The organism is Acidovorax sp. SRI_002 (assembly GCF_057586455.1).
Genome location: NZ_JBYCZW010000001.1, coordinates 508703 through 531872, shown reverse-complemented (window position 1 = coordinate 531872; position 23170 = coordinate 508703). Strand labels below are relative to the sequence as shown.

Sequence of the window (23170 nt, the reverse complement as noted above, 5' to 3'; positions counted from 1 at the left end):
GGCGGTGCGCCGGGGCTGCGCCGGGTGATGCACTGGCGAGGCGCTACGCCCAATGCAGAGCAATCGCAGCAGAGGATTTGCTATTGTATTGATAGCTGTTAGCGCTTGACAGATAAGCGCTAGAGCCACTTTTCATTGAAATTTCAAGCGGCGGCCGCTGCCGCCAGCTGCGCAAAACGCGCCAGCAGGCTGGCCGATTCTGGCGTGGCCTGCACACCTTGCTCCAGCGCTGCCACATCCATGCCCGCACGCTGCAGCGCAGGCGCAAAACACGCCACGTAGTCGCGCATCACCGAATCGCTGAACTCGGGGTGAAACTGCACGCCCCAGGCACAGGGGCCGACGCGGAACGCGTGGTGCGGCTCGTGGGCGTTGGCGGCCAGCGCCACGGCACCAGGGGGCAGGCGCCGCACCGTTTGCTCGTGCACCACCTGGGCGCCAAAGCGGGGTGGCAGGTGGCCCAGCAGGGCGTCGCCCTCGGCACCGGCCAGGCGCTGCACGGCCACGGTGCCTATCTCCAGCCCGGCGGGGTGGCGTGCCACCTCGCCGCCCAGCGCGTGGGCCAGCAGCTGATGGCCGTAGCAGATGCCCAGCACGGGCACCCGGGCCGCCACCACGCTGGCCAGCCATGCGGCGGTGCGCTCGCTCCAGGGTTCGCGGTCGGTCACCATGGCGGGGGAGCCGGTTACCACCACGCCCGCTATCTGGCCGGGCTCTGGCCATGCGGTGGCGGTGCGGGCGTCCAGTGTCCGCAGCGCCAGCTGCGTGCTGGCGGGGGCCTGGTTCAGGCCGCGCGCAATCCAGTCTTCAAAGTCGTCATGCCGGGCCCGTTGGGCTGGCAGGGTGTCGCCGGTCTTGATGATCCAGAGGGGGCGGGAGGGTGTCGCTGTCATGCGGCGAGCATAGCGGCGGTGGGCTGCTCGCTGCTTGCAAAGTCCAGCGTGCGCGTGCCCACGGCGGCGGCCAGGTGCGGGTCGTGGGTCACCAGCATCAGCGCGGCACCGGTGTCCTGCACCGCGTGCAACAGCACCTGGATGGCCTCCTGCTGCGTGATGGGGTCCAGGCGCGAGGTGGGCTCGTCGGCAAACAGCAGCGCTGGTTGCGCCACCAGCACGCGCGCCAGCGCAATGCGCTGCAGCTCGCCGCCCGACACCTGGTCGGGTTTGCGCGCCAGCAGGTCCTCGGGCACGCGCAGTTGGGCCAGGCGCTGCTGCACCGCCTTCCAGTCGCAGCGGTGTAGCCGGGCGGCATCGCGCAGCGACTGGGCCAGGCTGATGTGTGGGGCGAACGAGCTGACCGGGTCCTGGTACAGCTTTTGGAATGCATGCGGGCGCAGCCGGGCGCTGCGCTCCACACGGCCCGTGTCGGGCGCCACCAGGCCCAGCAGCACATTGCCCAGTGTGCTTTTGCCAGTGCCGCTGGGGCCCTGCACGGCCAGGCGTTCGCCGCTGTGCAGCGTCAGGTCCAGCGGCGCAAACAGCTTTTGTGTGCCATAGGCTTTGGAGATACCCCGCGCCTGTACGACGGGCTCGCCCAGCGTGGGCTCGGCAAACGGCAGCCAGTGGGCCGGGTCGGCCTGCAGCAGCTGGCGGGTAAAGGCGTGCTGCGGCGCGGCGGCCACGGTGTGGATGTCGCCTTGCTCCACCGCCTGCCCGTGGCGCAGCACGATGACCTGGCCGCCCAGCGCCTGGGCCACCTGCATGTCGTGGGTGATGGTGAGCAGGCAGCCGCCCGCCTTCAGCACGCCCTGGAACAACTCCACCATGCGGCCGCGCCAATGCGCGTCCAGGCCCTTGGTGGGCTCGTCCACCATCAGCACCGGCGCGCCTCCGGCCAGGGTGATGGCGGCCACCGCGCGCTGGGCCATGCCGCCCGACAGTTGCCAGGGGTAGTGGCTGCCTGCGCCGCCCAGGCCCGCAGCGCCCAGCACCTGTTCGGCCTGTGCGCTGGCGGCGCTGGGGGGCTGCTGGTGCAGCAGGCGGTACACCTCGGCCAGCTGAGGTGCCACGCGGGCCAGCGGGTTGAGCGCCAGCGAGGGCTCTTGCGGCAGCAGCGCCAGCTTGCGGCCCCACAGGGCACGGCGCGCGGCGGCGTCCTGGGCGCGGGTGGTGGTGCCATCCAGCGTGATCTGGCCCGTGGCCTGCAGTGCGGGCGGCAGGTTGCCCATGATGGCTTGGGCCAGCAGCGACTTGCCCGCGCCGCTTTCGCCCACCAGGGTCAGCGCCTCGCCCGGCCGCAGGCTGAAGCCGATGTCGCGCAGCAGCCGCTTGCCGCCGACCTGGATGCCCAGGCCCTCCACGACCAGCAGGGCGTCGGATTTCAAAGGCGTGGTCATGCGGTCTCCCGGTCGGGGTTGAGCAGCATCATCGCGGCCACTAGCCACACCAGCAGGGCGGTGGGGGCGGCAATGAGCCACGGGGCTTCTTCGTAGTAGGGCATGGCCTCGGTCATCATCAGTCCCAGCTCGGGCGTGGGCGGCTGCATGCCCACACCCACAAAACCCAGCGCGGCCAGCGCCAGCACGGCTTGCGACGTGGTGAAGGCCAGCAGCGTGCCCAGCGTGGGCGCGAGCGCAGGCAGCAGGTGGCGGCGCAGCACGTAGCCGCGCCCAAAGCCCAGCAGGCGCGAGGCCTGCACCGCGTCGCCCGCCAGCACCGGCCGCGCCACCGCGCGGCTCACGCGAAAGTATTCGACCCACAGCGCAGCCGACAGGCCCGCATACAGTGCCCACAGCGCGCCGGGGGCCAGGGCCGCTATCAGCAACACCAGCAGCAGGCCGGGGATAGCGAGCACCGCATCCGACAGCATGAGCAGCGCCCGCTCGGTGCGCCCGCCGCGCCACGCGGCGGCAATGCCCAGCAGCGTGCCGGGCACGGCGGCGCTCACGGCCGCCAGCAGCGCCATGCCCAGCGACAGCTGCGCCGCATGCGCCAGCCGCGCTAGCGCCGATCGGCCCAGCACATCGGTGCCCAGCCAGTGCTGGGCGCTGGGGGGCGCCAGGGTGTTGCGCAGGTCTTGCACCACCGGGCTGGCGCCCACCAGCCAGGGGCCGAGCAGGGCAAACAGCGCCAGCAGGCCGAGCATGGCTAGGCCCAATGTGGTGCGCAGCGGCCAGCGGGGCTGGGCCACTACGGCGCCTGTGGGCGATGAAAGGGTGGAAGGCACGGCACTCATGCAGCCACCTTTTGTGTGTGTCGGGGGTCCAGCGCCAAACACGTCGTATCCACCAGCAGGTTGAACACTACAAACAGCACGCCCATGCACAACGCCGTGCCTTGCACCACGGGGATGTCGCGCCCGAACACGGCGTGCACCAGCGCATGGCCGATGCCGGGCCAGGCAAACAGCGTCTCCACCACCAGCGCGCCCTCCACCAGAAACAGCGCCTGCACGCCCAGGTAGGCCGTCACCGGAACGGCGGCATTGCGCAGGCCATGGCGCACCAGCGCCTGCCAGTCGCTCAGGCCCTTGGTGCGCGCAAATTCAAAAAAGGGCGACACCACCACCTCCAGCATCGCAGCGCGGGTCACGCGCGCCAGCCCAGCGGCCAGGCCCAGCCCCAGCGTGAGCGCGGGCAGCACCAGGCTGGCCTGGCTCTCGTCACCGCCCGCAGGCAAAACGCCCCACTGCACCGCCACGAGCAGGATGAGCAGCACCGACAGCAAAAACGGCGGCAGCGCGCGCAGCACCACGGCCATCAGCCAGCTGGCCTTGTCCACCCAGCCCTGGGGGCGCAGCCCGGCCCACACGCCCAGCGGCAAACCCACGGCAAAGGCAATGGCCAGCGCGGCGGCCGACAGGCGTAGCGTGGCGCCCAGGTGGTGCGTAACCTCGTGCCACACCGAGCGTTGCGACACCAGCGACTGCCCCAGGTTGAAGGTGACCATATCGCGCCACCAGTGCAGCAGCGCCAGCCAGCCGGGGCGGTCCAGCCCCAGCTCTGCGCGCACCGCGTCGGCGGCGGCGTTGCTCACCAGGTCATAGCCATAGCGGCCCGCCGCCACGCGCATGGCCAGGTCGCCCGGCAGGGCACGCACCATCAAAAAGCACAGCGTGCCAATCAGCAGGGACACGGCCAGCACCTGCACCAGCCTGCGGCCGAGCAGTGCGGCCCAGGGTTGTGACATCAAGGGGTTCATGGGTTGCTCCACTCCATGCCGGTCAGGCGGTAAGAACGCTCCAGCGGGTCCAGCGTGACGCCCGCCAGCCGGGGCGCCACCGCCACATGCTGGCGGTACCACGCCACGGGGATCACGGGCAGCTCGGTTTGCAGGGTGTGTGTGATGGTTTGCCGCAGCGCGCGCGTGCGCTCGGGCGGCGTCTGGGTGCGCGTCAGCTCCTGCAGGGCCTGCACCACGGCGTCGCTGTGCCAGCCCATGGCGCCCCAGTCGCCGCCCTGGGCGGCAAAGTCGCCCGCCAGCGTGCCTGTGGGGTCGGGCACGTTGGCGTAGTTGCGTGCCGCCAGCGCCAGTTGCAGGCTGCCGTCGCGATGGCCCCGGGGCACGTCGCCCGAGTTGCCAATGCTCACCTTCACCGCCATGCCCGCCAGGCGCCACTGCTCCTGCAAGGCGGTGGCGATCAGCGGCAGCTCGGGCCGGTCCACAAAGGTGCGGATCACCAGGTGCAGCGGCTGGCCCTCAGCATCGCGCAGGCCGTCGCTGTGGCGCTGCCAGCCTGCGGCCCGCAGCAGGCGCGCGGCGGCTTTGGGGTCGTGCTGCAGCGGGGGCAGGTGCGGGTTGTGCCACGCGCCCAGCGTGGGCGGCAGCAGCTGCGTGGCGGCCAGCGCTTCGTCTCCCATCAGCGCCAGCGCAATGCCCGCGCGGTCGATGGCCAGGCTCAACGCTTGGCGCACGCGCACATCGCGCAGCGCGGGCATGCCCGCATTGAGCTTGACGATGACGGTGCGCGGCAGCGTGACCGAGGCAATCCGCACTGCGGTGCGGCGCGCCAGAGCGGGGTTTTGCGCATGGCGCTGCAGCCGCCGCAGGCTGGCCGGGTCCAGCCCATAGGCCAGGTCGGCCTGGCCGCTCTCGGCCATCAGCGCGCGAGTTTCGGCACGGCTGGCGGCCAGGTAGCGCACGGCGGCAATCGCGGGGCGCGGGCCGTCGTAGGCATCAAACACCACCGTCTCGACCTGCTGCGGCGGCACCAATACCGCAATGCGGTAGGGGCCGCTGCCAATGATGCTGCGCACCTTGCCGTCGGCCCCATAGCTGGCCGGGGCCAACACCATGGTGCTGGAATGCGCCAGCAGCGCGGGCAGGGCGGTGTGGGGGCGTTGCAGGCGGATGAGCACCGTGCCTTCGTCAGGCGCGGTGATGGACTCGATGGGCGCCTGGCTCAGCAGCGCTGGCGCCACCTGCGCCGCCTGCAGGCTGCGCACCACGGCGGCGGCTGTTACGGGCGTGCCATCATGAAAACGCGCCCCGGGCCGCAGCTCAAACTGCCACACCAGCCCATCCGCCGACCGGCGCCAGAGCCGCGCCAGCGCGGGCCGTGGCTGGCCGTCGTCTGCAGCTTCCAGCAGGGTTTCGGTAACCTGCAGGCGCGTGAACACATAACCACTGCTGGCGGGCGCCAGGCCGCTGATCTCCCACGGGCCGACGATTTGCAGCGGCGCGGGGGCGGAGGCAGGTGGTGTGCCCTGCGCCCAGGCAGCGGGCAGGGCGCCTGCCGCCAGCGCGGCCATGGGGGCCTGCAAGGCGCGGCGCCGCGTCAGCTGCCGAAGAAAAGTCGAGGAAGTGTTCATTTTTCAGTTTTCCATAGCCCTGCGCGTTCGCCGCAACCGACGAAATTGGCGCTGCCAAAGACCAGTGCCCCCGCGCAAGGGCTGCCCCGCCGCGCTGGGGGCGCCCCCTCCCGTAGCGTGAGAGGGGCTGAGAGGCGCGGCTCCAAGCCTGCCTGCGCAGGCTTGGACGTCCTCGAAGGGCTGCCCCCTCTGGGGGCCGCACGGAGGCGCGAAGCGACTCAGGGGGTGCTTCATCAAAACTTCGCCTGCAGCCCGACGGTGACCGTGCGCGCCGCCCCCGGCGCCACCCACACACGGCTGTACGAGCTGGTGTAGTGCACCTTGTCAAACACGTTGTCCACGTCCAGCGACAGGTTCAGCGTGGGGCTCAGGCGCCAATACGCCATCAGTTTGGCCGTGGTGTAGCTGGGCAGCTCAAACGCAGGCGTGCCCGCATTGGCCTCGGCCTGCGTGCGGGCCTGGCCCAGGCGTTTGCCCATGTGCGTCACGCCACCGCCTACGCCGTAGCGCTGGCCGTTGGCGAGCTGGTTTTCGTACACCGCCAGCACGCTGCCGTTCACGCGCGGCACGTTCAGCAGGCGGCCGCCCACCTCCAGCGTGTTGTCGCGGGTCACCTCCACATCGTTGATGACCAGGCTCGCATTCACGCGCCAGTGGGGGCTCAGGCGGCCCGCCAGGTCCAGCTCCAGCCCCCGGCTGCGCACCTCGCCCGCCGCCACCGAGAAGCCCGCGTTCAGCGGGTCGCTGGTCAGCACATTGCGCTTGGTGATGTCGAACAGCGCCGCTGTGGCGCCCAGGCGCTGGTCGGCGCTCTCCCACTTGGCGCCCAGCTCCATCGCTCGGGATTTTTCGGGGTCAAAGCCGTTGCCCGCCACATTGCTGCCTGTGTTGGGGCGGAAGGAACTGCCCGCATTGGCATACACCGTCCACCCCGGCGTGGGCAGCCAGCTCACGCCCAGGCGCGGCGACACGGCCGAGGGGCTTTGCGCCGTGGTGCGGTTGGTGATGCGGTTTTGCAGGCTCTGGTCGTAGTTGTCGGCCCGCAGCCCGGCCATCACGCGCCACTGCTCGCCCAGCTTCAGGGTGTCTTGCACATACAGCGCGGTGTTGCGCTGCTTCTCCAGCGTGTCGGTATTGCGCCCGGGCGTGGGCTGCGCTTGGCCGTACACAGGGTTGAAGATGTCGATGGCATAGGGCGCGGCGGCGCTGGGGTTCACGCGCAGCATCACCGAATCCATGCTGAACCGGTAGCTCTCCACCCCCACCAGCAGCTCATGCTCCAGCCCGCCCGTGCGCAGGTTGCCCTGCAGCTCGGCCTGCACGGCCACGTCATCCGATTGGAAGTCGCGATGGCGGCGCTGGCGCGTCAGCGTGCTGCCATTGGCCTGCAGGGCGGTGGCTTCGGTCGAGAAGCCCTCCATCCCCGTCTCGCGGTACGACAGCCCCACGCGGCTGCGCCAGTCGGGGTTCCACTCGTGCGACAGCACCAGCTGGTGCGTTTGGTTGGTCACCGTCACATCGCCATCGGCAGGCTCGCCCAAAAAGCGGCTGGCAGGCACCGCGCCCAGGCGGTTGTTGACCGCCACCACGCCCCGGTCCAGCGGCGTGGCGTGGCGCAGAAATTCAGCTGTGTACTCCAGCACCGTGTCGGGCGAGAGCTTCCAGGTGAACGCAGGGGCAATCACTTGCCGCTGTGCGCGCACATGGTCGCGAAAGCTGCCCTTGTCTTCCACCGCCACATTCAGGCGGTAGGCCAGCCGGTCGTTGATGGGGCCGGTGGTGTCCAGCGCCGCACGGCCCAGGCCGTAGCTGCCCGCGTAGGCCTCCACCGAATGCGCGGCCTTCCACAGCGGCTTCTTGCTCACGATGTTGAGTGTGCCGCCGGGCTCGCTGCTGCCATACAGCGCAGCGGCGGGGCCCTTGAGGAACTCCACCCGCTCCACCCCCGCCAGATCGCGCGGCGCATTGAAGCCCCGGTTGGACGAAAACCCGTTGAGCAAGGTCGCCATGCCCGTGTTCTCGTTGCCCGGCAGGCCCCGGATGGCGATGTTGTCCCACAGCCCGCCAAAGTTGTTCTGGCGCGAGACACCACCCACATAGTCCAGCACATCATCCAGCCGCGTGGCGCCAAGGTCGTCCAGCGTCTGGCGCGACATCACGCGCACGGACTGCGGCAGCTCACGCAGCGGCAGGCTGGTCTTGGCGCCCTCGGCCTCGTCGGCGTAATAGGTGCCCGAGGCACTGCGGCCCACCACGTCCACGGCAGACAGGGTGGGGGCGGTGACGGCATCGCCGTCTGCGGCCCAGGCGGGGTGGAGGGAGGCCAGCAGGGCGGTAGCCGCCATGGCCGTCAAAGTGGGGCGCGGCAGGGGCGCACGGCGTGAAGAAGAATCAGGAGAAGACGAAGAGCGCATGGCAAACCAGTCCAAAAAAGCAGATGAACGCAAAAACGGGGCCCGGTGCGCCTGGAGAGGAAGCGCACATGGCCGCGTGCCCGCACGCACCCCACGGGGGGGAACGCAAGGGCGAAAACGAAAAGGAGATGCGCTGGGGAGCGCAGGCTGGCTGGGGTCTGACGCGTGTCAGGCCCGACGGGCTGGCGGAGGATCGCGAGCTGCAAACGGCCAGCGCACCTGCTGGGCCGTGAAGGGGTCTGCGCTGTGCGGCGCGACGGCGCTGGGTTCTGCGGGGACTTGCGGTGGGCGAGCCGGTGCATGCGCCAGCCCCGCCTCCAGCGCGTGGGTCAGGCACCAGGCGCAGGTGGTGTGTGTCTCTTCGCTGTGATCGTCGCTGGCTGTGGAGCTGGTTGTTGCGTAGGCATCCACATCGCCTGCGGTTGCCGAGGCCGTGGCGCTGCGCACCAGCTCCTGAATGTGCCGCGCTTCATGCAAGGGCGCACCCGCCAGCGCGTTGAACAACGCCACCAGCAGAAGCACGATGTGGAAAGGCAGGGCGGGGATGGTGCGGCGCAGCATGAGGGGATGCGAATCATACTTAAGTGCGGGTGGTGGCGCGAGGAAGCGCCGATGCGTCGGCTCCGCACTTTCGCGAGCTATAGTCTGACCGGCCAAAGCCGCCGGGTTTGGCGGAATTTTTATACCTGGATTTTTGAACAGCTCTATGGCTGCAAACATAGGCCCGGAGCCGCATCCAAGAGAAATCAATGTCCAGAATATTCCGCACGGTCCAGTGTATTTCGCAAGGTTTGCGGGATACATCACGTTAGAAGGTTTTTTTTGGTGATCGATCCACCCCACGTTACTGCCGTTGCTACCCCCTTCACATCAGACGAAACAATCGATGTGTTGTCTGTGGACTTTTCCTCTGATGGTCTAGTTATTTTGGTCTCGTCAGCTCAGTGGAGTGCAAAGGTCACATTCACACAGACATACGGGTTCCGCGTGTTGGACGAATTGGACCTGACAGAGTTTTGGTCGCAATGCTCCCTGCGTGATGGCTGGTTTTTCGAAGTCACAGCCAATGGTTGGAAGGCTTTGGAACTGTCCCGTCCAACGTTCTTTTCTGGTCGCCAAAGTTGGGTCCGCGAGTATTTGGTTGTCGGTCGCGACGAGTGCGTGTCTGTCCTTACCAAAGAAGAACCAACAGTTTCTGCCAACACGCCTTCTAACCTCTTGCTGCAGCGGACGGCTTCGCCGCCCACGGAGCTTTAACGTTAGGTAACACATGACACACCGCTTAATGGGATTTGCCGATGGCGAAAACCTCGTCGCGCGCTATCAAGCAATAGTGAAAGCCGGTCGCACGCCGCGCGCCGGTATCGAGTATGAAAAAGACGTTTTGGTATGGCATGAAGAAATCACCGAACAATTCGTTTCTGACGTCGTTCGACTCTCTTATTACCAGACCGTCTCCGGAGATGATCTCAAATTGGAAGAGATCCATGAGCGGATCACGGGCGTCCGGTTCGGATATTCACCTGAAAATCAGGACGATTCAATTACCTATTCGGGGTCGCTGTATCCACGCATTTTCAAGAAGGAATCTCGATCTGCAAAAACGAAGAGCGTGGATATCAATCTAACAATTGATGTTCTTCGTCATGCTGCAGATCCCCGGATCGACATCATTTTTCTATTGAGTGGGGATGGAGACTTTCTCCCGCTTGCGCAAGAAGTCTCACGGAACGGAAAGCAGGTATGGCTAGCCGCGTTTTCGAGCGGTTTGAGCCGGCGTTTGCGTCACGTCGCAGATGAATTTATTGATCTCGATGAACTGTTCTTTGAGCCCGAGGCGACGTGACGATGCTGCCTAACATGTCGTTCGACGCGGACACGCACTGCCGGTTCGCGCCGGTCAACTCCGACGTTGCAACGCCTCCACTCTGGAACTGAAGCGCGATGGGAAGTGAATCTCGCCGGGTTTTGAGGAGTCTTTTCAACTCCGGTAACCCCAATAAAAAACGCCAGCAGACGCTGGCGTTTTTCTTTGATGGAAGAGCGATTACCCCTTTTGAACCATCTTAATAATGCTGGAAAAATCCAGCGCCCCATGCCCCGCCAGGCTGTGCGCCGCGTACAGATTGCGCGCCATGCCCCCCAGCGGCGTAGCAGCCTTCACCGCCATCGCGTTCTCTTGCGCCAGGCCCAGGTCCTTGAGCATCAGGTCGGTGCCAAAGCCGCCCGCGTAGCCCTTGCTGGCGGGCGCGGTTTCCATCACGCCGGGGAAGGGGTTGTACTTTTCCAGCGCCCAGTTGCCGCCCGAGCTGCGGCGCATGATTTCGCTGAGTACCTTGGGGTCCAGGCCGTTGGCGACGCCCAGGGCAATGGCTTCGCTGGTGCCCGCCATCAGGATGCCCAGCAGCATGTTGTTGCAGATCTTGGCCGTCTGACCCGCGCCCACGCTGCCTGCGTGGAAGATGTTGGCGCCCATTTTTTCGAGCACGGGGCGGGCGCGTTCCAGGTCGGCGGCGTCGCCGCCCACCATGAAGGTCAGGGTGCCTGCAATGGCGCCGCCCGTGCCGCCCGAGACGGGCGCGTCGATAAAGGCCATGCCCTTGGCCTTGGCGGCGTCGGCCACTTTGCGGGAGGTGGCGGCTGCGATGGTGGAGCAGTCGATGATCAGCGTGCCCGCAGGCAACTGGGCCAGCAGCTCGCCCGCGCCGAGGAACAAGCCTTCCACGTGCTGGCTGGCGGGCAGCATGCTGATGACGACTTCGGCGCCTGCGACTGCCGCCTTGGCGTCGGTGGCGATGGGCACGCCGTCTGCGGCCAGCTTGTCGCGGGCGGGTTGGGAGAGGTCGAACGCGCGTACTTCGTGGCCTGCCTTGTGCAGGTTGTGTGCCATGGGGCCGCCCATGTTGCCGAGGCCGATGAATGCGATTTTCATGCTGTGTTGCTCCTGGATGTCGTTGTGATGGTGAAAGGGAAGGGGTACGGTTTTGGTATGAATTTGATAGCTAGAAAGGCATATCCATAGCGCGGTAATGGCCTGAAAAGCTTGAAATCTAGGGGCTGATGTCGGCCCCACGGCTTGCCAGCTCAGCGCGCAGCACCGAGCGGTGGCAGCGGGCTTCGTCCTCGCAGTAGCAGCCCAGCGACATTGCGCCGTGGTGCGACAGCGCGGCCAGCAAATCGAGCGTGCGGCTAGCCTCGGGCTGGGCCAGTTCTTTGCGGAACTGTTTGGTAAAGGCCTCCCACGCCTTGTCGCCTTCTTGGCCGGTGGGCACCTGCTGGCCCTGGGCCATGAGGTCGGCACTGGGGGAGAGCAGGGGGTACCACACGTCGTAGTAGTCGCGGGTGGCGAACTCGGCCTTGGGCACGCCACGCGGCGGGCGGCGCACGGTGCCGATGCGGGTGCCTTCCCCGGCGGCGCGCGGGGTGCCAAGGCGGACGATGCGAAGGGGCATGGTGGTGGGCTCCGGGTTGGGTGGGGCAGATCAGTCGTCGGCTTCGAAGATGCTGTGCTTCTTCGCGGCGGCTTTTGTCTTCGGATTGGTGCCGGTGCTGGCGGGTGCTTTCTTCGCTGCAGCCGGGGTGTTGGTTGTTTTCCTCTTGCGCGGCGAGGCCTTGGCCAGCGGGTTGTAAGCCAGGGCTTCTTCGACCCAGTAGTTCCACTGCGCGCGCGTGGTGTAGCCGTTGGGTTCCACCCAGAAGTAGCCCTGCATGCCGCCGCCGGGCGAGAGTTCGCGGGTGTTCTGCATCTCCTGCAATGCGCCGTGGCGGTCCGGTGGCAGGCGCACCAGCAGTTCCTCGCCCTTGACGGCGATGCACATCTTGCCGTCCACAAAGAAGGCATAGGTGCCGAACAGCGGCCGCTCTTCCACGTCGCTGCGGTGCGCGAGCGCCGTGCGGACGGCGTCGATCAGGTGCAGGGTTTCGTCGGAGAGGGGGCGGGCGGGCATGGCTTCTGATTCACATGGGCTGATGAGGTCGCTATCTCAGATGGCTCTCACTCCCACTCCCCTTGTGGGAGAGGGCCGGGGAGAGGGGGTGAAACGGGCGCGGCGCGGGTGCGGGCCCCCTCTCCCCAACCCTCTCCCACGAGGGGAGAGGGGGTAACCCCCAGCGCCGCTGCGGGTGCGTGGGCTGATGTTCCTGTCTGAGATATGTATTTCATGAGGGAAATTGGCCGTTACCGCCCGTCGGATAAGCGCTAGCAGCTATGAAAACAGGAGTAAGCGCTCAGCGAATCACCTCCGTCGCATCCCCATCCAGCATGCGCCGCGCAATGATGACCCGCATGATTTCGTTGGTGCCCTCCAGGATCTGGTGCACGCGCGCGTCGCGCAGCAGGCGCTCCAGCGGGTATTCGCGGATGTAGCCGTAGCCGCCGTGCAGCTGCAGGGCGTCGTTGATGACGGTGAAGCCTGCGTCGGTGGCAAAGCGCTTGGCCATGGCGCAGTAGGTGGATGCGTCGCGCGCACCGGCGTCGAGCTTGCTGGCGGCCAGGCGCACCATCTGGCGGGCGGCGACCAGCTCGGTCGCCATGTCGGCCAGCTTGAACTGCAGGGCCTGGAAGCTGGCGATGGGTTTGCCGAACTGCTTGCGGTCTTGCATGTATTGCTGGGCGGCGTTGAGCGCGCCTTGCGCCGCGCCCACGGAGCAGGTCGCGATGTTGATGCGGCCGCCGTCCAGGCCCTTCATGGCGATCTTGAAGCCTTCGCCCTCGCGGCCCAGCAGGTGGTCGGCAGGGATGCGCACGTTGTCAAAACTGATGGTGCGCGTGGGCTGGCTGTTCCAGCCCATCTTCTGTTCCTTTTTGCCGTAGCTGATGCCGGGCGTATCGGCGGGCACGGCAAAGGCGCTGATGCCGCTGGCGCCAGACTGCGCATCGCCCGTGCGGGCCATGAGCACCAGCACGTCGGTGCTGCCTGCACCGCTGATGAAGGCCTTGCTGCCATTGATGACGTACTCGTTGCCCACCAGCTCGGCGCGGGTCTTGAGCGAGGCGGCGTCGGAGCCTGCGCCGGGCTCGGTCAGGCAGTACGACGCGAGCTTTTCGCCTGTGGTGAGCAGCGGGCCCCAGTGGTCGCGCACGGCGGGCGTGGCCCAGGTGCCCAGCATCCAGGTGGCCATGTTGTGGATGGTGATGAAGGCGGTGGTGCTTGGGTCCACAGCCGCCATTTCTTCAAAGACCAGCGTGGCGTCCAGGCGGGGCAGGGCGAGGCCACCGGCGGCTTCGGGCGCGTACAGGCCACAAAAGCCCAGCTCGCCCGCCTTGGCGATGGCTTCTTTCGGGAAGATGCCTTCCTCGTCCCAGTGCGCGGCGTGGGGTGCGAACTCAGCTTGTGCAAAGTCGCGGGCCGTCTGGGCAAAGGCGCGTTGTTCTTCGGTGAGTTCAAAGTCCATACTGCTTGTCTCGTTGGTTCTTGTTGTTCTGGGGTGAAGTTTTTAAGGCTTGGCAGACGGATGGTCCAGCGTCAGCCAGCGCATCAGGCCTCTGCGGCGGTTCTCGGTCTCTGCGGTGAGGCAGTCGTGGTACAGGCGCGGCCACTCGGGTTCTGACTCACTGGCGCGTGTGGCCTGCTTGCAGCGCGTGATGCGGTCGCGCTGCCAGTTGGTGTGCTCCTGGCGCAGCTGGGGGCGTTCATGGGCCGACAGGGCGCGCATCACATCACCGTAGAGGATGGCGATCTGCGTGTCCGCGGCCTGGTAGGCCTTGACTGCGCACGCGTTGGTCTCTTCCAGGCTACCGGCGTCGCGGCATGCTGCGCCTGCCTGGGCGTAAACACCCGGGCTCAGCAACAACGCACCCACGGCGGTTGCAGTTACGGCCACCGTTGACACCCAATTCTTCACTTTGAAAATTTGCATGTCCTGCTTTTACCACCGACCAATGCAGTCGAAACCGGCGCGGCCCAATGCCAGCGCCACCGTGCAAGGGCCGCCATCTCACGGTTCAGGCACGGGTGACGTCCCCCTTCCGCATCGCGCAGCGATGCAGAGAAAGGGGGAAGCGGCGCAGCCGCCCAGGGGGTTATTTCAGGCTAATTGTGGTGTTGACGCCCTGGCTCACCGTGCTGTCATCAAACCAGCGGGCCGTTACCGTCTTGGTCTGTGTGTAGAACATCACGACCTGTTTGCCGTATGGGCCCAGGTCACCCAGCTTGGAAGCGCGCGAGCCGGTGAACGAGAACAGCGGCACTGGCACAGGGATCGGCACGTTGATGCCGACCTGGCCCACGTCGATCTCTTCCTGGAACTTGCGCGCTGCTGCACCCGACTGGGTGAAGATGGCGGTGCCGTTGCCGTTGGGGTTGGCGTTGATGAATTCGATGGCTTCGTCGATGTCGGCGGCGGGCACCAGGGCCAGCACGGGGCCAAAGATTTCCTGGTCGTAGATGGCCATGCCGGGCTTCACGTTCGAGAAGATCGTCGGGCCCACAAAGTTGCCCTTTTCATAGCCGGGCACCACGGGCTTGCGGCCATCGAGCTCCAGCGTGGCGCCGTCGGCAATGCCGCGCTCGATCAGGCCTTCCACGCGGGCGAGGGCGGCGCAGGACACCAGCGGGCCCACATCGGTGCCCTTTTCGGTGCCGCCGTTGACCTTGAGCGTCTTGGCCTTGGCCACCAGCTCGGGAATCCACTTTTGTGCCTCGCCCACCAGCACCACCACCGGCAGGGCCATGCAGCGCTGGCCCGCAGCGCCAAACGAGGCACCGGCAATCGCGTTGAGCGTTTGCTCCTTGTTCGCGTCGGGCAGGATGATGGCGTGGTTCTTGGCGCCCATCATGCATTGCGCGCGCTTGCCGGCCAGGGTGGCGCGGTTGTACACATGGGTGCCCACCTTGGTGGAGCCCACGAACGACACGGCCTTGATGTCCTTGTGGTCGCAGATCGCGTTCACGGCCATTTCGCCGCCGTGGATCACGTTGAGCACGCCGGGTGGAATGCCTGCTTCGAGCGCCAGCTCCACCAGGCGCATGGTCACCATCGGGTCTTGCTCAGACGGCTTGAGCACGAAGGTGTTGCCCGTGGCAATCGCCATGGGGAACATCCACAGCGGGATCATGGCCGGGAAGTTGAAGGGCGTGATGCCCGCGCACACGCCCAGCGGCTGCAGCAGGGTGTAGGTGTCGACGCCGCCGGCCACGTTGTTGGCCAGCTCGCCCAGTTGCAAGTTGCCGATGCTGGCAGCGTGTTCGACCACTTCGAGGCCACGGAACACATCACCTTCGGCGTCGGGCAGGGTCTTGCCTTGTTCTGCCGTCAGGATGGCGGCCAGCTCGGCCATGTTTTCGCGGATGAGCTGTTGGTACTTGAGGAAGATGCGGGCGCGGGTGCCGATGGGGGTCTTCTTCCAGGTCTTGAACGCTTCCTTGGCTGAGGCCACGGCGGCGTCGATTTCTTCAGCGGTGGCAAACGGCACGCGGGCCAGCACCTCTTGCGTGGCGGGGTTGACTACGTCGCGCCATTCAGTGGTCTTGGATTCGACGAACTGGCCGCCGATCAGCAGCTTGACGGTGGGGGCCAGTGCGGCCACGTTGGTGGGTGCGTTCATGGGTTTGTCTCCGGGGTGGTGAAGGGCCTGCAATGGGGCCAACCTGTGCATGGTATGCGTGCAAATATGTAATTGCAATGCGTCAAATTGCAATTTGGATGTGCTTTTACGCACAGCCTTGACGGCCGGCCTTTGCCCTTGACTGTGCCCCTGTCGTTCATGGGCTCATGGGTGCGGGATAGATCTCAGGAGGTCGTACTTTGCCGAATGGGCCGTAGGGCCTCCCAAAAAAAATGGGGCATGCCCTGTACGGCCTGCCCCATTTTTGGGTGTTTGCCAGCGTTCGCTGGCGCAGCACGGTGTGCTCAATTTCTAGAGGGAAAAATGCCTTGCAGAGCGATGATGAAGTTCACAGCCAGAGAGGGTTGCATAACGGAAACGGGCGAGTTGTTTCCTGCGCTGCCGGTATTGCCGGCGCTCACCGGCAGTTGCGTATTGGCACTGGCGCTAGGCGCGTACTGCGCATTGCGCTGGTTGGATGCTGCTGGTATGGCACCTGGACCTGGTTCCATGAGCGTGCCAAGGCTGGTGGTTGCGGGTGAGGAGAGAGAGACGACGTGCGTGTGTGCCGGCAAATTGGTGGATAGCAACGTGACATTTTCAGTGCCCTCAACCTCGCCCAGGACGCGCGGTGTAAGTCCCGGACCATTGCCAAAACCCATGGGCACTCGGCCTCGCAGGTCGGGCAAGCCAAAGGTTGTTTGCCCATTTCCTCCATACGTGGTGCCAAGCAGGGAAAACAATGCCGTGTTTTGTGCAATAGAGATAAGTTGGCCGTGGCAAAACGCCCAGCCGTTGGGGGCAAAGGTGCCTCCGAACATTCGTATTTCACCGATAAACGGATTGGACATAGGTGTACTCCTTAAGTCAAAAGATAGCCAGTGGTCCAGCCGCGTTGTGCAACGGCTGCTGCTGGTGTGGGGTGTGAGGTATGGTGTTGTCGTCGGGCGCTGACGCCCAGGAAGGTGTTTTCCCACAGGGGGCCTGCGCTGTCGGTGCCTGCATTCACCCATTGGCGCTCCCCGCGGGGGCCTACAAGGGGGGTGTGGTGCAGGTCGGCCCAAAGGTCGCGCATGTGGGTGCCCAGGGGGGCAGTGACCAGGGCTGTTCCCAGGGTGGCGCCCGCCTCGGCACCCAGCAGTGCAGCCGCCGTCCAGCTGAGGCCCGCCTGGGCCAAACGGGCCATCCAGCCAGCGTCGGCCGAGTCGGTCTGGGGCCAGGTGGCAATCGTGTGCGCATGTACACCTGGGTTGTGTTCAGACAGCCACGGCAAGCCCGCCAGATTGGTGCGCAGCGCTGCAGAGTGCTTTTGCCACCATTGCGCAAAGCGCTGCGACTGGGGGCCCGAATACAGTGCAATCACCGCATCGGGCTGGTGCGAAATGATGGACTGCTTCAGGCCCCCAAATTCGGAAGCGTTGTTCGGCATGTCGGCAATGTGGCGGCCCACCACCTTCCCACCCAGCGCCTGCCAGCGTTGCTGAAAAGACTGCAGGAAGTCAAAGCCCGACTCGTGCCGCCCCATGCTGAGAAAGGCGCGCGGGCCGCATTGCGCGTACACCCGGTCGGCGAGGGCTGTGGCCATGGCACACAGTTCCAGGCTGTGGCGAACCGTCAGCGGGTGGGTATCAGACTGCGAAACCATGTCTGCGCCCGTGTCGCTGATCCACAGTGGCACGCCTGCCGACTCTGTCAAGGGCGACACTTTGTTTGCCAGCGCGGGAGGCATCCATCCCATCACCGCGTCAAACGGCCTGGCTTGAAGCGCCGCACCCACTGCCTTGGCAGGCGCTGATGGCAGCAAGCCTGCAGTCAGCCAGGTCAGGGCGACTTGGGACGAGGCTCCGGCCTGGGCCAGCCCTAACTCCACACCTTGCTGGTAGTCACGGGTCAGCTCCGGCAGCTTTTCAGAGCTGGGGGCGATGGCCAAGATGCGCCAGCGTGGGTTTGCTGTGCCCAGGGAGTTCAGGAGGGGGGTGGAAGCCTGAACGCCGGTGGCCGCTGCAGCCCCGCCGGTGGCCAGAAAATGGCGTCGATGCAGTGCCGCAATCATTGCAGTGCTTCCTCAGACTGGGTGGTAACTGCCGCAGGGTGGCTGCGCCGCTGCGCATGGAGCTTCTCGTAGTGAGGTGCGATCCACTGCGCAGTCAAGGATTGGAGAAGGTCGCTTGCCATGCTGTGTTTGGTTTGTGTATCTGGTTCAAAGACTTCGTGGGGTTGCTTGCCGTGCCGCGTGGCGCGCTCGCGCATTCTTTCGCGATCCTCTTGCGAGACCTGCCATCGCATGTGGGGGAGCACCTGTGTTTCGATGGCATCGGGCAACTGGGCGTAGTCGAGCAACAGCGCGCGTGTGGGGTCGAACTGCTGCGCCATGGCTGCGTAGATACTGCCAAGCACCTGGGCGCAGTGCAGCTCAGCAGACATGGCGGGCATTTCGCCTGGGTTGACCCCACCAAAGTTCAGGCCCAGCGCGCCCGGGATCATAAAAAACGCTCGTTCGCGCATCTGGGACACCAGCACCGCGAGCGGCTCGCGGGTGAGGAAGACCCAAGGCGCATCGGGCCAGGCTTTTGCAAACAGCGCTGCCTTGTCGGTGTTCCAGGCGTCCTGCTTGAGGCTCATGGTCTGCAGCGGTGGGCTGGCGCTGTCGCAGCGTTGCGCCCAGGCGCTGGTCCACGCGCGCAACGCACGGACTACATGGGCTTCGTCGATCAGGCCAGAGGCCAGCGCCTGTCGTACCAGGAAGTCCACGGGGCCCGGCTCAGACAGTTGCAGGTGGTGGGGGCTTTCTGCCAGCGTTTGTGTGATCAGGGTGGACCCGCAGCGCGACACATGGAAGATGACGAGCGAAGGATCGAGACCTGGGGATCGCTCATGCCAGGCCAGCAGGTCGTGAAGCGGCGTCTGGCGCCGAAACGCCAGGTGGAACGGGTGCCTCAGCTGATTCTGGATGCCATGCTGGAAAAACGGTTCACGCAGCGGCGCGTCCAGCAGGCGAGCCCAGTCCACCATCACCTGGCCCTGTGCGATGTAAAAGCGAATGGGTCGCCAGCCGCTGAAGTTCACAGTACCCATTGCTCAGTCCATGCGCGGCGCCCGGCCTTCATGGCCGACTCCACGTCCGATGCGTCAAATTGAAAGCCCGCGGCCTGCCCCATGTGCACTGACTCACGCACGAAGTCGGCCAGGTTGGTGATGGTGCTGAGTCGCTCTGCATAGTCAGCGTTGGTCCCCACCAGGTCGCGGAACTGGATGAACTGGCGCCACGGGTCATCCGCGTCGGGCAGGGGGTCACCGCAGTCGCTCGCGCGCAGGGCATCGACCAAGCGCATGTCCACCGAGGTGTCGGCTACCAGGTGGACTCGGCTCAGGGTGCCACGGTTGCGCACCCGGTGCGGGCGCGACACATCCACATACCAGCATTCGCCAGCGCGCAGCGGAATGCGCTCTCCATCCACATGGAAGAACACCCGTTCGCCGGTTTGTAGCGGCACATGCAGGCGAGCCTCACCGCGCCCCACACACAGGTCGGCGTCGGTGTGCTCCTTGATCTCGCAGCCCGGCAGCAATTGCATCAGCCGCACGGACTTCCATGGCAATGCCATGGTGTCCAGCATGGCGCGCAGAGTGGGGCATTGGTCCAGGGCCGGTGTGTCGGCATAGCGCGAGGCAGCCACATCCACGGGAACTACATCGATAGGTGCCTCGGGCGCAGAACGCAGCGCCAACGCCTGCCATCCCCCGTCATGGCGGCCTTCATTGAAATGGGTGCGCCAGAGGGAGGCCGGCAGCGCATTCACCTCTGCCAGGGCGGCGGGGGTGTCAAACCGCCAGGGCAGCCGAGCTGTCTGCGCGCCCTGCACCCACAGGCCCCGTGGTGGCAGTTCAGCAAGCGATGATTCCGCAGACGTCATTGCGTGCAGATGGCGTAAGCACTGCAGGCGGTCGTCAAAGCGGGAACGCGGTAGGAGTTGAGCAGGCGGACTGACCAGCCCTGCACCCCGGCCGCACAAGCACCGCCTTCGACGGGGCGGTTGGCCGCCACATATACAGCGTCTGCTTCGATCCCCCCAGCGCCACTGGCCCCTTCGTACCCGCCGCCGATGACTTTCTCGCCCGCATTGCAGCAGGAGGTCACAGCGCAGCTGTCTGCCGTGCCTGTGCCAGTGGCTGGCCGAATATTGACAGTGATCGCGTTGCTGCCTGCAGGACCCTGGGGGCCGGTGGCCCCTGTGGCGCCTGCCGGGCCCACCGAGCCGGTGGCACCCGTGGCGCCGGTAAGGCCTGCTGTTCCCTGGGCGCCGGGTGTTCCCGCTGGTCCGGTAGCGCCTGTAGCGCCGGCCGAGCCCGTGGCACCCGTTGGACCTGCGCTGCCCGTGGCTCCTGTCGCTCCCGCCGGGCCTGTGGCGCCCGTAGCCCCTGTCAGGCCCGCCGGGCCTGTTGCTCCTGTTGCACCGGTGGCGCCTGTCGCTCCGGTGGTGACCCCGGGGGCACATTGGCCCAGACGCCCGGTCGGGCCGTCAAAACACAGCACATTGGCATTGGTATTGGCCGTTCCCGAGAGACTGGGAACCCGCACTTCGCCAGAGTCTTGTACGCGCAGGCGCTCGGTATTGCCCGGCCCCTTGACCACGAATCCACCACCTGCCGGGGGCGTGAAACTTATATCCGCAGCGTGGACGGACACAGTGGCCAGTGCCAGGCAGGCCGGACCAGCCCAAAGCGACTTATAGGGAAAAGTGGTGCGTTTCATAGAGGTTGAAGGCTAAGGATGCGGGTGGGCAAAGCAGGGCAGGACAGGACAGGCCCCGTGGTGCGAAAAGATGGGAGGGGTGACAAATGGCCCGTGGCCGCGAAGGTGAACGCCCTGGACAGGCGCGGGAGCCGGTGGAACCCGTTGCACGGCATGGGCATGCCGGCAGACAGCCCCGGAGGCTGCGCGAATGCGTTCATCTTTTCTCCCTTGCGCTGAACTGTTGCTGGCCGCCATGGCGGGTGTGTAGACCCGTTTGGCTCTGGTTGCGGTGCGCTGCCCTGTTCTGTGTGCAGGTTTCAGCGCGGGCGGAGTGTGCAATAGAAAGCATACTGTGTAAATTGTTAAATGACATGTATCAAACGATACGTGGCGACATGACGTACCTATCCAGTGGGTCTTGGTGGGCCCGGCCGGGCTGATTTCGGCGGCGCTGGGCCGGGTGTTCTTCCTCCATCTCTGCGCGGAGCGCCACAATCGGGCCATGGATTGGGACCATTTCCGCTATTTTCTGGAGCTGGCGCGCGCTGGCACGCTGGCAGGCGCCGCCCGCCGCCTTGGGGTGGAGCACACCACCGTGTCGCGCCGGTTGCAGGCGCTGGAAAAGCAGGTCGGCTCGGCCCTGTTTGCCCGTGAAGCAGGCGGCCACCGGCTGACCGAGGCCGGGCGGCAGCTGATGCCCAAGGTGGAGGCGATGGAGACGGCCTTTCTTGCGGTCGAGAGCGCGGCCCCGGGTGTGCGCCAGGGCCTGCACGGCCTGGTGCGCATTGGCACCACCGAAGGTTTTGGCAATTTGATCCTGGCGCCCCAACTGGCCCGCTTTGCGCTGGGCCACCCGGGCCTGGTGGTGGACCTGCTGGCGCTGCCCCGGCTGGTGCACCTGTCGCGGCGCGAGGCGGACATCGTGATCTCGCTGGAGCGCCCGGCGCGCGGGGCGGTGCTGGTGGTCAAGCTCACTGACTATGTGCTGCAGCTGTACGGTGCGCGCAACTACTTGGCGGGTCATGCGCCCATCCATACGGCCGATGATTTGCGCGGCCACACCTTCATCAGCTATGTGGATGACCTGCTGTTCAGCAAGGAACTGCAGATCCTGGACGAGCTGCACCGCCCGGCGCATTTTGTGCTGCGCAGCACCAGCATCCTGGCGCAGTACGAGGCGGCGCGTGCCGGCGCTGGGCTTGCGGTGCTGCCTGCGTTCGTAGCGGCGCAGGACCCGTCGCTGATCCCGGTGCTGCCTGGGCTGGCGCGGTTTCAGCGAACGTTCTGGATGTCGATGCCTGCAGAGAACAAACACGTTGCACGCATGCAGGCCACGTGGGCGTTCTTGCGCGAAGCCGTGGCAGCGCAGCAGGGGCTCTTGTTGCCACCAGTTGTTTGAATTTGCTATATAAATAATAGCGTTTTGCGCTTTATCTACAAGCGCCAGGGCCTGTTTTTATTCATTTTTTGCCCACCAAAGCCGTGTTCATCCCGCTGGCGCCGGGGCCGATCAGCGCCGGGTTGCTGTGGCGGAGGTTCTCCACTCTGCTGGAACCCATTCATACAAAGGGCTGGGGTCCCGCTGCCAGCCCTGGGGAGCCACGGCCCGGGCAGTGCCTGCGGGCAGGCCGCCGCCTGGACCCATGTCGATGGCGGCCAGTTGCTGCATCCAGGTGACGTCCACGGTGCCGTCGGGCGCGGGGCGGGAGAAGATCAGCGCCAGCATCCGGCGCGCCTGGGGATCGCCGCTGCCGGCAGCGATCTGGTACAGGCGCACGGCTTCGGTGTAGTTGGCGGGAACGCCATCGCCCTGGTGATACCTCCGGGCTTCGATGTACCAGTCTGCTGCGCTGTAGCGTGCGGACCGTGCGCCCCCGGCGGGTCCGCTTTGGATGCGGCTGGTCAGCAGGCTGGCGTTCGCTGCCGCGGCTTCAGACCGTGTGGACGCAGACTGGAACTGGGCCAGCGCTTTTTCGAAGTCGCCTGCCGCCAGGTATTCCAACCCGAGTTCGTTTCTGGCCTGCGCATTGCCCGCGCGGCTGGCCTCGGTCAGCAGCTTCAGCAGGGTGGGGCTCGATGGGGGCGGGGCCAACGCGCTTGCGTCCCGCGCCGGTGCTGCGGCACTGGGCTCGTCCATGGGGGCCAGTGCCTTGGCGGCATGCCATTGCAGGTACTTGGCCAGGCCAGGCTCTGTACGGCGCACCAGAGCGATCCAGTGCATGGCCGCGACCGGGTTGGGCGCTGCAACACAGCCGCTGAGCTGGCACCACGCCAGGCCGGCAGGTGCCAGTGGGTGGCCCAGCATTTGCGCGCGCTCGAACCAATGCTGGGCTTGTGGCGGGTCTGCGGGCATGGCCAGGCCATGCAGCGCCAGCAAGCCCAGCAACCAGGCCGCATCGGCAGGGGGCATGTCGGAGGTCACACGGACTGCGGAGGGGCGCTGTTTGCGCATGGCCGCCCCATCGCCTTGCGCTGTGCGGCGAAGTGTCTGCAACTTTTTCTCCCGGTCAGGATGGTCAGGCCCCGGTGCGCGTGGCGATGCTGCATGCAGGGAGGAACGTTCGATGGGGGCTTCGGCAGGTGAGGGCAGTGCATGCACGGACCCCAGGGCCGGCAAGGCCAGGCCCAGAAAGGCTGTGCCGACCGCTGCCAGTGCATGGGCCACATGGCCGCAGTTGAAGCGGCGGCGGGTGAGGGGCAGGGCGATCACGGCTGGCTTGCGCGGC

Annotated in this window: 22 protein-coding genes; 3 read left to right on the top strand and 19 right to left on the bottom strand. The window is 66.1% G+C overall.

The window, feature by feature from the left end; all coding sequences use genetic code 11:
- Positions 1-143: 143 nt before the first annotated feature.
- The 7 genes from AC2YJX_RS02350 to AC2YJX_RS02320 form a co-directional block, all read right to left on the bottom strand.
- Positions 144-893: a glutamine amidotransferase gene (locus tag AC2YJX_RS02350; RefSeq protein WP_487255183.1), complete on the bottom strand. Its 750-nt coding sequence runs from the start codon at positions 891-893 to the stop codon at positions 144-146.
- Positions 890-2335: an ABC transporter ATP-binding protein gene (locus tag AC2YJX_RS02345; protein ID WP_487255182.1), complete on the bottom strand. Its 1446-nt coding sequence runs from the start codon at positions 2333-2335 to the stop codon at positions 890-892. Before AC2YJX_RS02345 ends, AC2YJX_RS02350 begins: the two co-directional genes overlap by 4 nt.
- Complete coding sequence (locus AC2YJX_RS02340; protein ID WP_487255181.1) at positions 2332-3174, bottom strand: ABC transporter permease; 843 nt, start codon at positions 3172-3174, stop codon at positions 2332-2334. Before AC2YJX_RS02340 ends, AC2YJX_RS02345 begins: the two co-directional genes overlap by 4 nt.
- Entirely contained in the window at positions 3171-4139 is a 969-nt protein-coding gene (locus tag AC2YJX_RS02335; protein ID WP_487255180.1) for an ABC transporter permease, read from the bottom strand. The genes AC2YJX_RS02340 and AC2YJX_RS02335 overlap by 4 nt, the downstream gene beginning before the upstream one ends.
- Positions 4136-5749, bottom strand: a complete 1614-nt coding sequence (locus AC2YJX_RS02330) for an ABC transporter substrate-binding protein (protein ID WP_487255179.1) — start codon at positions 5747-5749, stop codon at positions 4136-4138. Before AC2YJX_RS02330 ends, AC2YJX_RS02335 begins: the two co-directional genes overlap by 4 nt.
- A gap of 233 nt (positions 5750-5982) precedes the next feature.
- A complete protein-coding gene (locus tag AC2YJX_RS02325; protein WP_487255414.1) occupies positions 5983-8094 on the bottom strand; it encodes a TonB-dependent siderophore receptor in 2112 nt (703 codons plus the stop codon).
- A gap of 237 nt (positions 8095-8331) precedes the next feature.
- Positions 8332-8724, bottom strand: a complete 393-nt coding sequence (locus AC2YJX_RS02320; protein ID WP_487255178.1) for a DUF2946 family protein — start codon at positions 8722-8724, stop codon at positions 8332-8334.
- 264 nt (positions 8725-8988) lie between these two features.
- Between AC2YJX_RS02320 and AC2YJX_RS02315 the strand changes: the two genes are divergently transcribed.
- Positions 8989-9420, top strand: coding sequence for a hypothetical protein (locus AC2YJX_RS02315; protein WP_139019162.1), 432 nt, complete (start codon positions 8989-8991; stop codon positions 9418-9420).
- A 28-nt stretch (positions 9421-9448) separates the two neighbouring features.
- The gene (locus tag AC2YJX_RS02310; protein WP_159103178.1) at positions 9449-10009 is read left to right on the top strand and encodes an NYN domain-containing protein; all 561 of its coding nucleotides are present in this window, start codon (positions 9449-9451) and stop codon (positions 10007-10009) included.
- A gap of 201 nt (positions 10010-10210) precedes the next feature.
- Here AC2YJX_RS02310 and mmsB read toward each other — a convergent pair whose 3' ends face one another.
- From mmsB to AC2YJX_RS02255, 11 genes are all read right to left on the bottom strand, one after another.
- Positions 10211-11236 (bottom strand): 3-hydroxyisobutyrate dehydrogenase, encoded by a 1026-nt coding sequence (gene mmsB / locus AC2YJX_RS02305; RefSeq protein ID WP_487255177.1) that lies wholly within the window; start codon positions 11234-11236, stop codon positions 10211-10213.
- Positions 11214-11615 (bottom strand): DUF488 domain-containing protein, encoded by a 402-nt coding sequence (locus AC2YJX_RS02300; protein WP_487255176.1) that lies wholly within the window; start codon positions 11613-11615, stop codon positions 11214-11216. Before AC2YJX_RS02300 ends, mmsB begins: the two co-directional genes overlap by 23 nt.
- 30 nt (positions 11616-11645) lie before the next feature.
- Positions 11646-12110, bottom strand: coding sequence for a TfoX/Sxy family protein (locus AC2YJX_RS02295; RefSeq protein WP_487255175.1), 465 nt, complete (start codon positions 12108-12110; stop codon positions 11646-11648).
- A 280-nt stretch (positions 12111-12390) separates the two neighbouring features.
- Positions 12391-13557: an acyl-CoA dehydrogenase family protein gene (locus AC2YJX_RS02290; RefSeq protein WP_121420269.1), complete on the bottom strand. Its 1167-nt coding sequence runs from the start codon at positions 13555-13557 to the stop codon at positions 12391-12393.
- 42 nt (positions 13558-13599) lie between these two features.
- Positions 13600-14022 carry a lysozyme inhibitor LprI family protein gene (locus AC2YJX_RS02285; RefSeq protein WP_487255174.1) on the bottom strand — a complete coding sequence of 141 codons (423 nt, stop codon included), beginning with the start codon at positions 14020-14022 and terminating at the stop codon, positions 13600-13602.
- 163 nt (positions 14023-14185) lie between these two features.
- Positions 14186-15709, bottom strand: a complete 1524-nt coding sequence (locus AC2YJX_RS02280; protein ID WP_055396084.1) for a CoA-acylating methylmalonate-semialdehyde dehydrogenase — start codon at positions 15707-15709, stop codon at positions 14186-14188.
- Positions 15710-16014: 305 nt separating this feature from the next.
- A complete protein-coding gene (locus AC2YJX_RS02275; RefSeq protein WP_487255173.1) occupies positions 16015-16560 on the bottom strand; it encodes a phage tail protein in 546 nt (181 codons plus the stop codon).
- 11 nt (positions 16561-16571) lie between these two features.
- Positions 16572-17762 (bottom strand): ABC transporter substrate-binding protein, encoded by a 1191-nt coding sequence (locus AC2YJX_RS02270; RefSeq protein WP_487255172.1) that lies wholly within the window; start codon positions 17760-17762, stop codon positions 16572-16574.
- Positions 17759-18784 (bottom strand): sulfotransferase family protein, encoded by a 1026-nt coding sequence (locus tag AC2YJX_RS02265; RefSeq protein ID WP_487255171.1) that lies wholly within the window; start codon positions 18782-18784, stop codon positions 17759-17761. Before AC2YJX_RS02265 ends, AC2YJX_RS02270 begins: the two co-directional genes overlap by 4 nt.
- A complete protein-coding gene (locus AC2YJX_RS02260; RefSeq protein WP_218301181.1) occupies positions 18772-19623 on the bottom strand; it encodes an aspartyl/asparaginyl beta-hydroxylase domain-containing protein in 852 nt (283 codons plus the stop codon). The genes AC2YJX_RS02265 and AC2YJX_RS02260 overlap by 13 nt, the downstream gene beginning before the upstream one ends.
- Positions 19620-20462 carry a hypothetical protein gene (locus tag AC2YJX_RS02255; protein WP_487255170.1) on the bottom strand — a complete coding sequence of 281 codons (843 nt, stop codon included), beginning with the start codon at positions 20460-20462 and terminating at the stop codon, positions 19620-19622. Before AC2YJX_RS02255 ends, AC2YJX_RS02260 begins: the two co-directional genes overlap by 4 nt.
- Before the next feature lie 484 nt (positions 20463-20946).
- Here AC2YJX_RS02255 and AC2YJX_RS02250 point away from each other — a divergent pair, with 484 nt between their 5' ends.
- Positions 20947-21843, top strand: coding sequence for a LysR family transcriptional regulator (locus AC2YJX_RS02250; RefSeq protein ID WP_431149368.1), 897 nt, complete (start codon positions 20947-20949; stop codon positions 21841-21843).
- 111 nt (positions 21844-21954) lie between these two features.
- On the opposite strand, the gene AC2YJX_RS02245 is transcribed toward AC2YJX_RS02250, so the two are convergent.
- On the bottom strand, positions 21955-23154 hold the full coding sequence (locus tag AC2YJX_RS02245) for an SEL1-like repeat protein (protein WP_487255169.1): 1200 nt from the start codon (positions 23152-23154) through the stop codon (positions 21955-21957).
- Positions 23155-23170 lie beyond the last annotated feature (16 nt).

Bases quoted from the DNA above. Each gene is read 5' to 3' on its own strand.
- AC2YJX_RS02290 (WP_121420269.1), bottom strand. From the start codon at position 13,557: ATGGACTTTGAACTCACCGAAGAACAACGCGCCTTTGCCCAGACGGCC.
- AC2YJX_RS02280 (WP_055396084.1), bottom strand. From the start codon at position 15,709: ATGAACGCACCCACCAACGTGGCCGCACTGGCCCCCACCGTCAAGCTG.
- AC2YJX_RS02340 (WP_487255181.1), bottom strand. From the start codon at position 3,174: ATGAGTGCCGTGCCTTCCACCCTTTCATCGCCCACAGGCGCCGTAGTG.
- AC2YJX_RS02330 (WP_487255179.1), bottom strand. From the start codon at position 5,749: ATGAACACTTCCTCGACTTTTCTTCGGCAGCTGACGCGGCGCCGCGCC.
- AC2YJX_RS02325 (WP_487255414.1), bottom strand. From the start codon at position 8,094: ATGGCGGCTACCGCCCTGCTGGCCTCCCTCCACCCCGCCTGGGCCGCA.
- AC2YJX_RS02255 (WP_487255170.1), bottom strand. From the start codon at position 20,462: ATGAAACGCACCACTTTTCCCTATAAGTCGCTTTGGGCTGGTCCGGCC.
- AC2YJX_RS02350 (WP_487255183.1), bottom strand. From the start codon at position 893: ATGACAGCGACACCCTCCCGCCCCCTCTGGATCATCAAGACCGGCGAC.
- AC2YJX_RS02320 (WP_487255178.1), bottom strand. From the start codon at position 8,724: ATGCTGCGCCGCACCATCCCCGCCCTGCCTTTCCACATCGTGCTTCTG.
- AC2YJX_RS02295 (WP_487255175.1), bottom strand. From the start codon at position 12,110: ATGCCCGCCCGCCCCCTCTCCGACGAAACCCTGCACCTGATCGACGCC.
- AC2YJX_RS02300 (WP_487255176.1), bottom strand. From the start codon at position 11,615: ATGCCCCTTCGCATCGTCCGCCTTGGCACCCCGCGCGCCGCCGGGGAA.
- AC2YJX_RS02335 (WP_487255180.1), bottom strand. From the start codon at position 4,139: ATGAACCCCTTGATGTCACAACCCTGGGCCGCACTGCTCGGCCGCAGG.
- AC2YJX_RS02265 (WP_487255171.1), bottom strand. From the start codon at position 18,784: ATGGGTACTGTGAACTTCAGCGGCTGGCGACCCATTCGCTTTTACATC.
- AC2YJX_RS02270 (WP_487255172.1), bottom strand. From the start codon at position 17,762: ATGATTGCGGCACTGCATCGACGCCATTTTCTGGCCACCGGCGGGGCT.
- AC2YJX_RS02345 (WP_487255182.1), bottom strand. From the start codon at position 2,335: ATGACCACGCCTTTGAAATCCGACGCCCTGCTGGTCGTGGAGGGCCTG.
- AC2YJX_RS02285 (WP_487255174.1), bottom strand. From the start codon at position 14,022: ATGCAAATTTTCAAAGTGAAGAATTGGGTGTCAACGGTGGCCGTAACT.
- AC2YJX_RS02260 (WP_218301181.1), bottom strand. From the start codon at position 19,623: ATGACGTCTGCGGAATCATCGCTTGCTGAACTGCCACCACGGGGCCTG.
- AC2YJX_RS02310 (WP_159103178.1), top strand. From the start codon at position 9,449: ATGGGATTTGCCGATGGCGAAAACCTCGTCGCGCGCTATCAAGCAATA.
- AC2YJX_RS02275 (WP_487255173.1), bottom strand. From the start codon at position 16,560: ATGTCCAATCCGTTTATCGGTGAAATACGAATGTTCGGAGGCACCTTT.
- AC2YJX_RS02250 (WP_431149368.1), top strand. From the start codon at position 20,947: ATGGATTGGGACCATTTCCGCTATTTTCTGGAGCTGGCGCGCGCTGGC.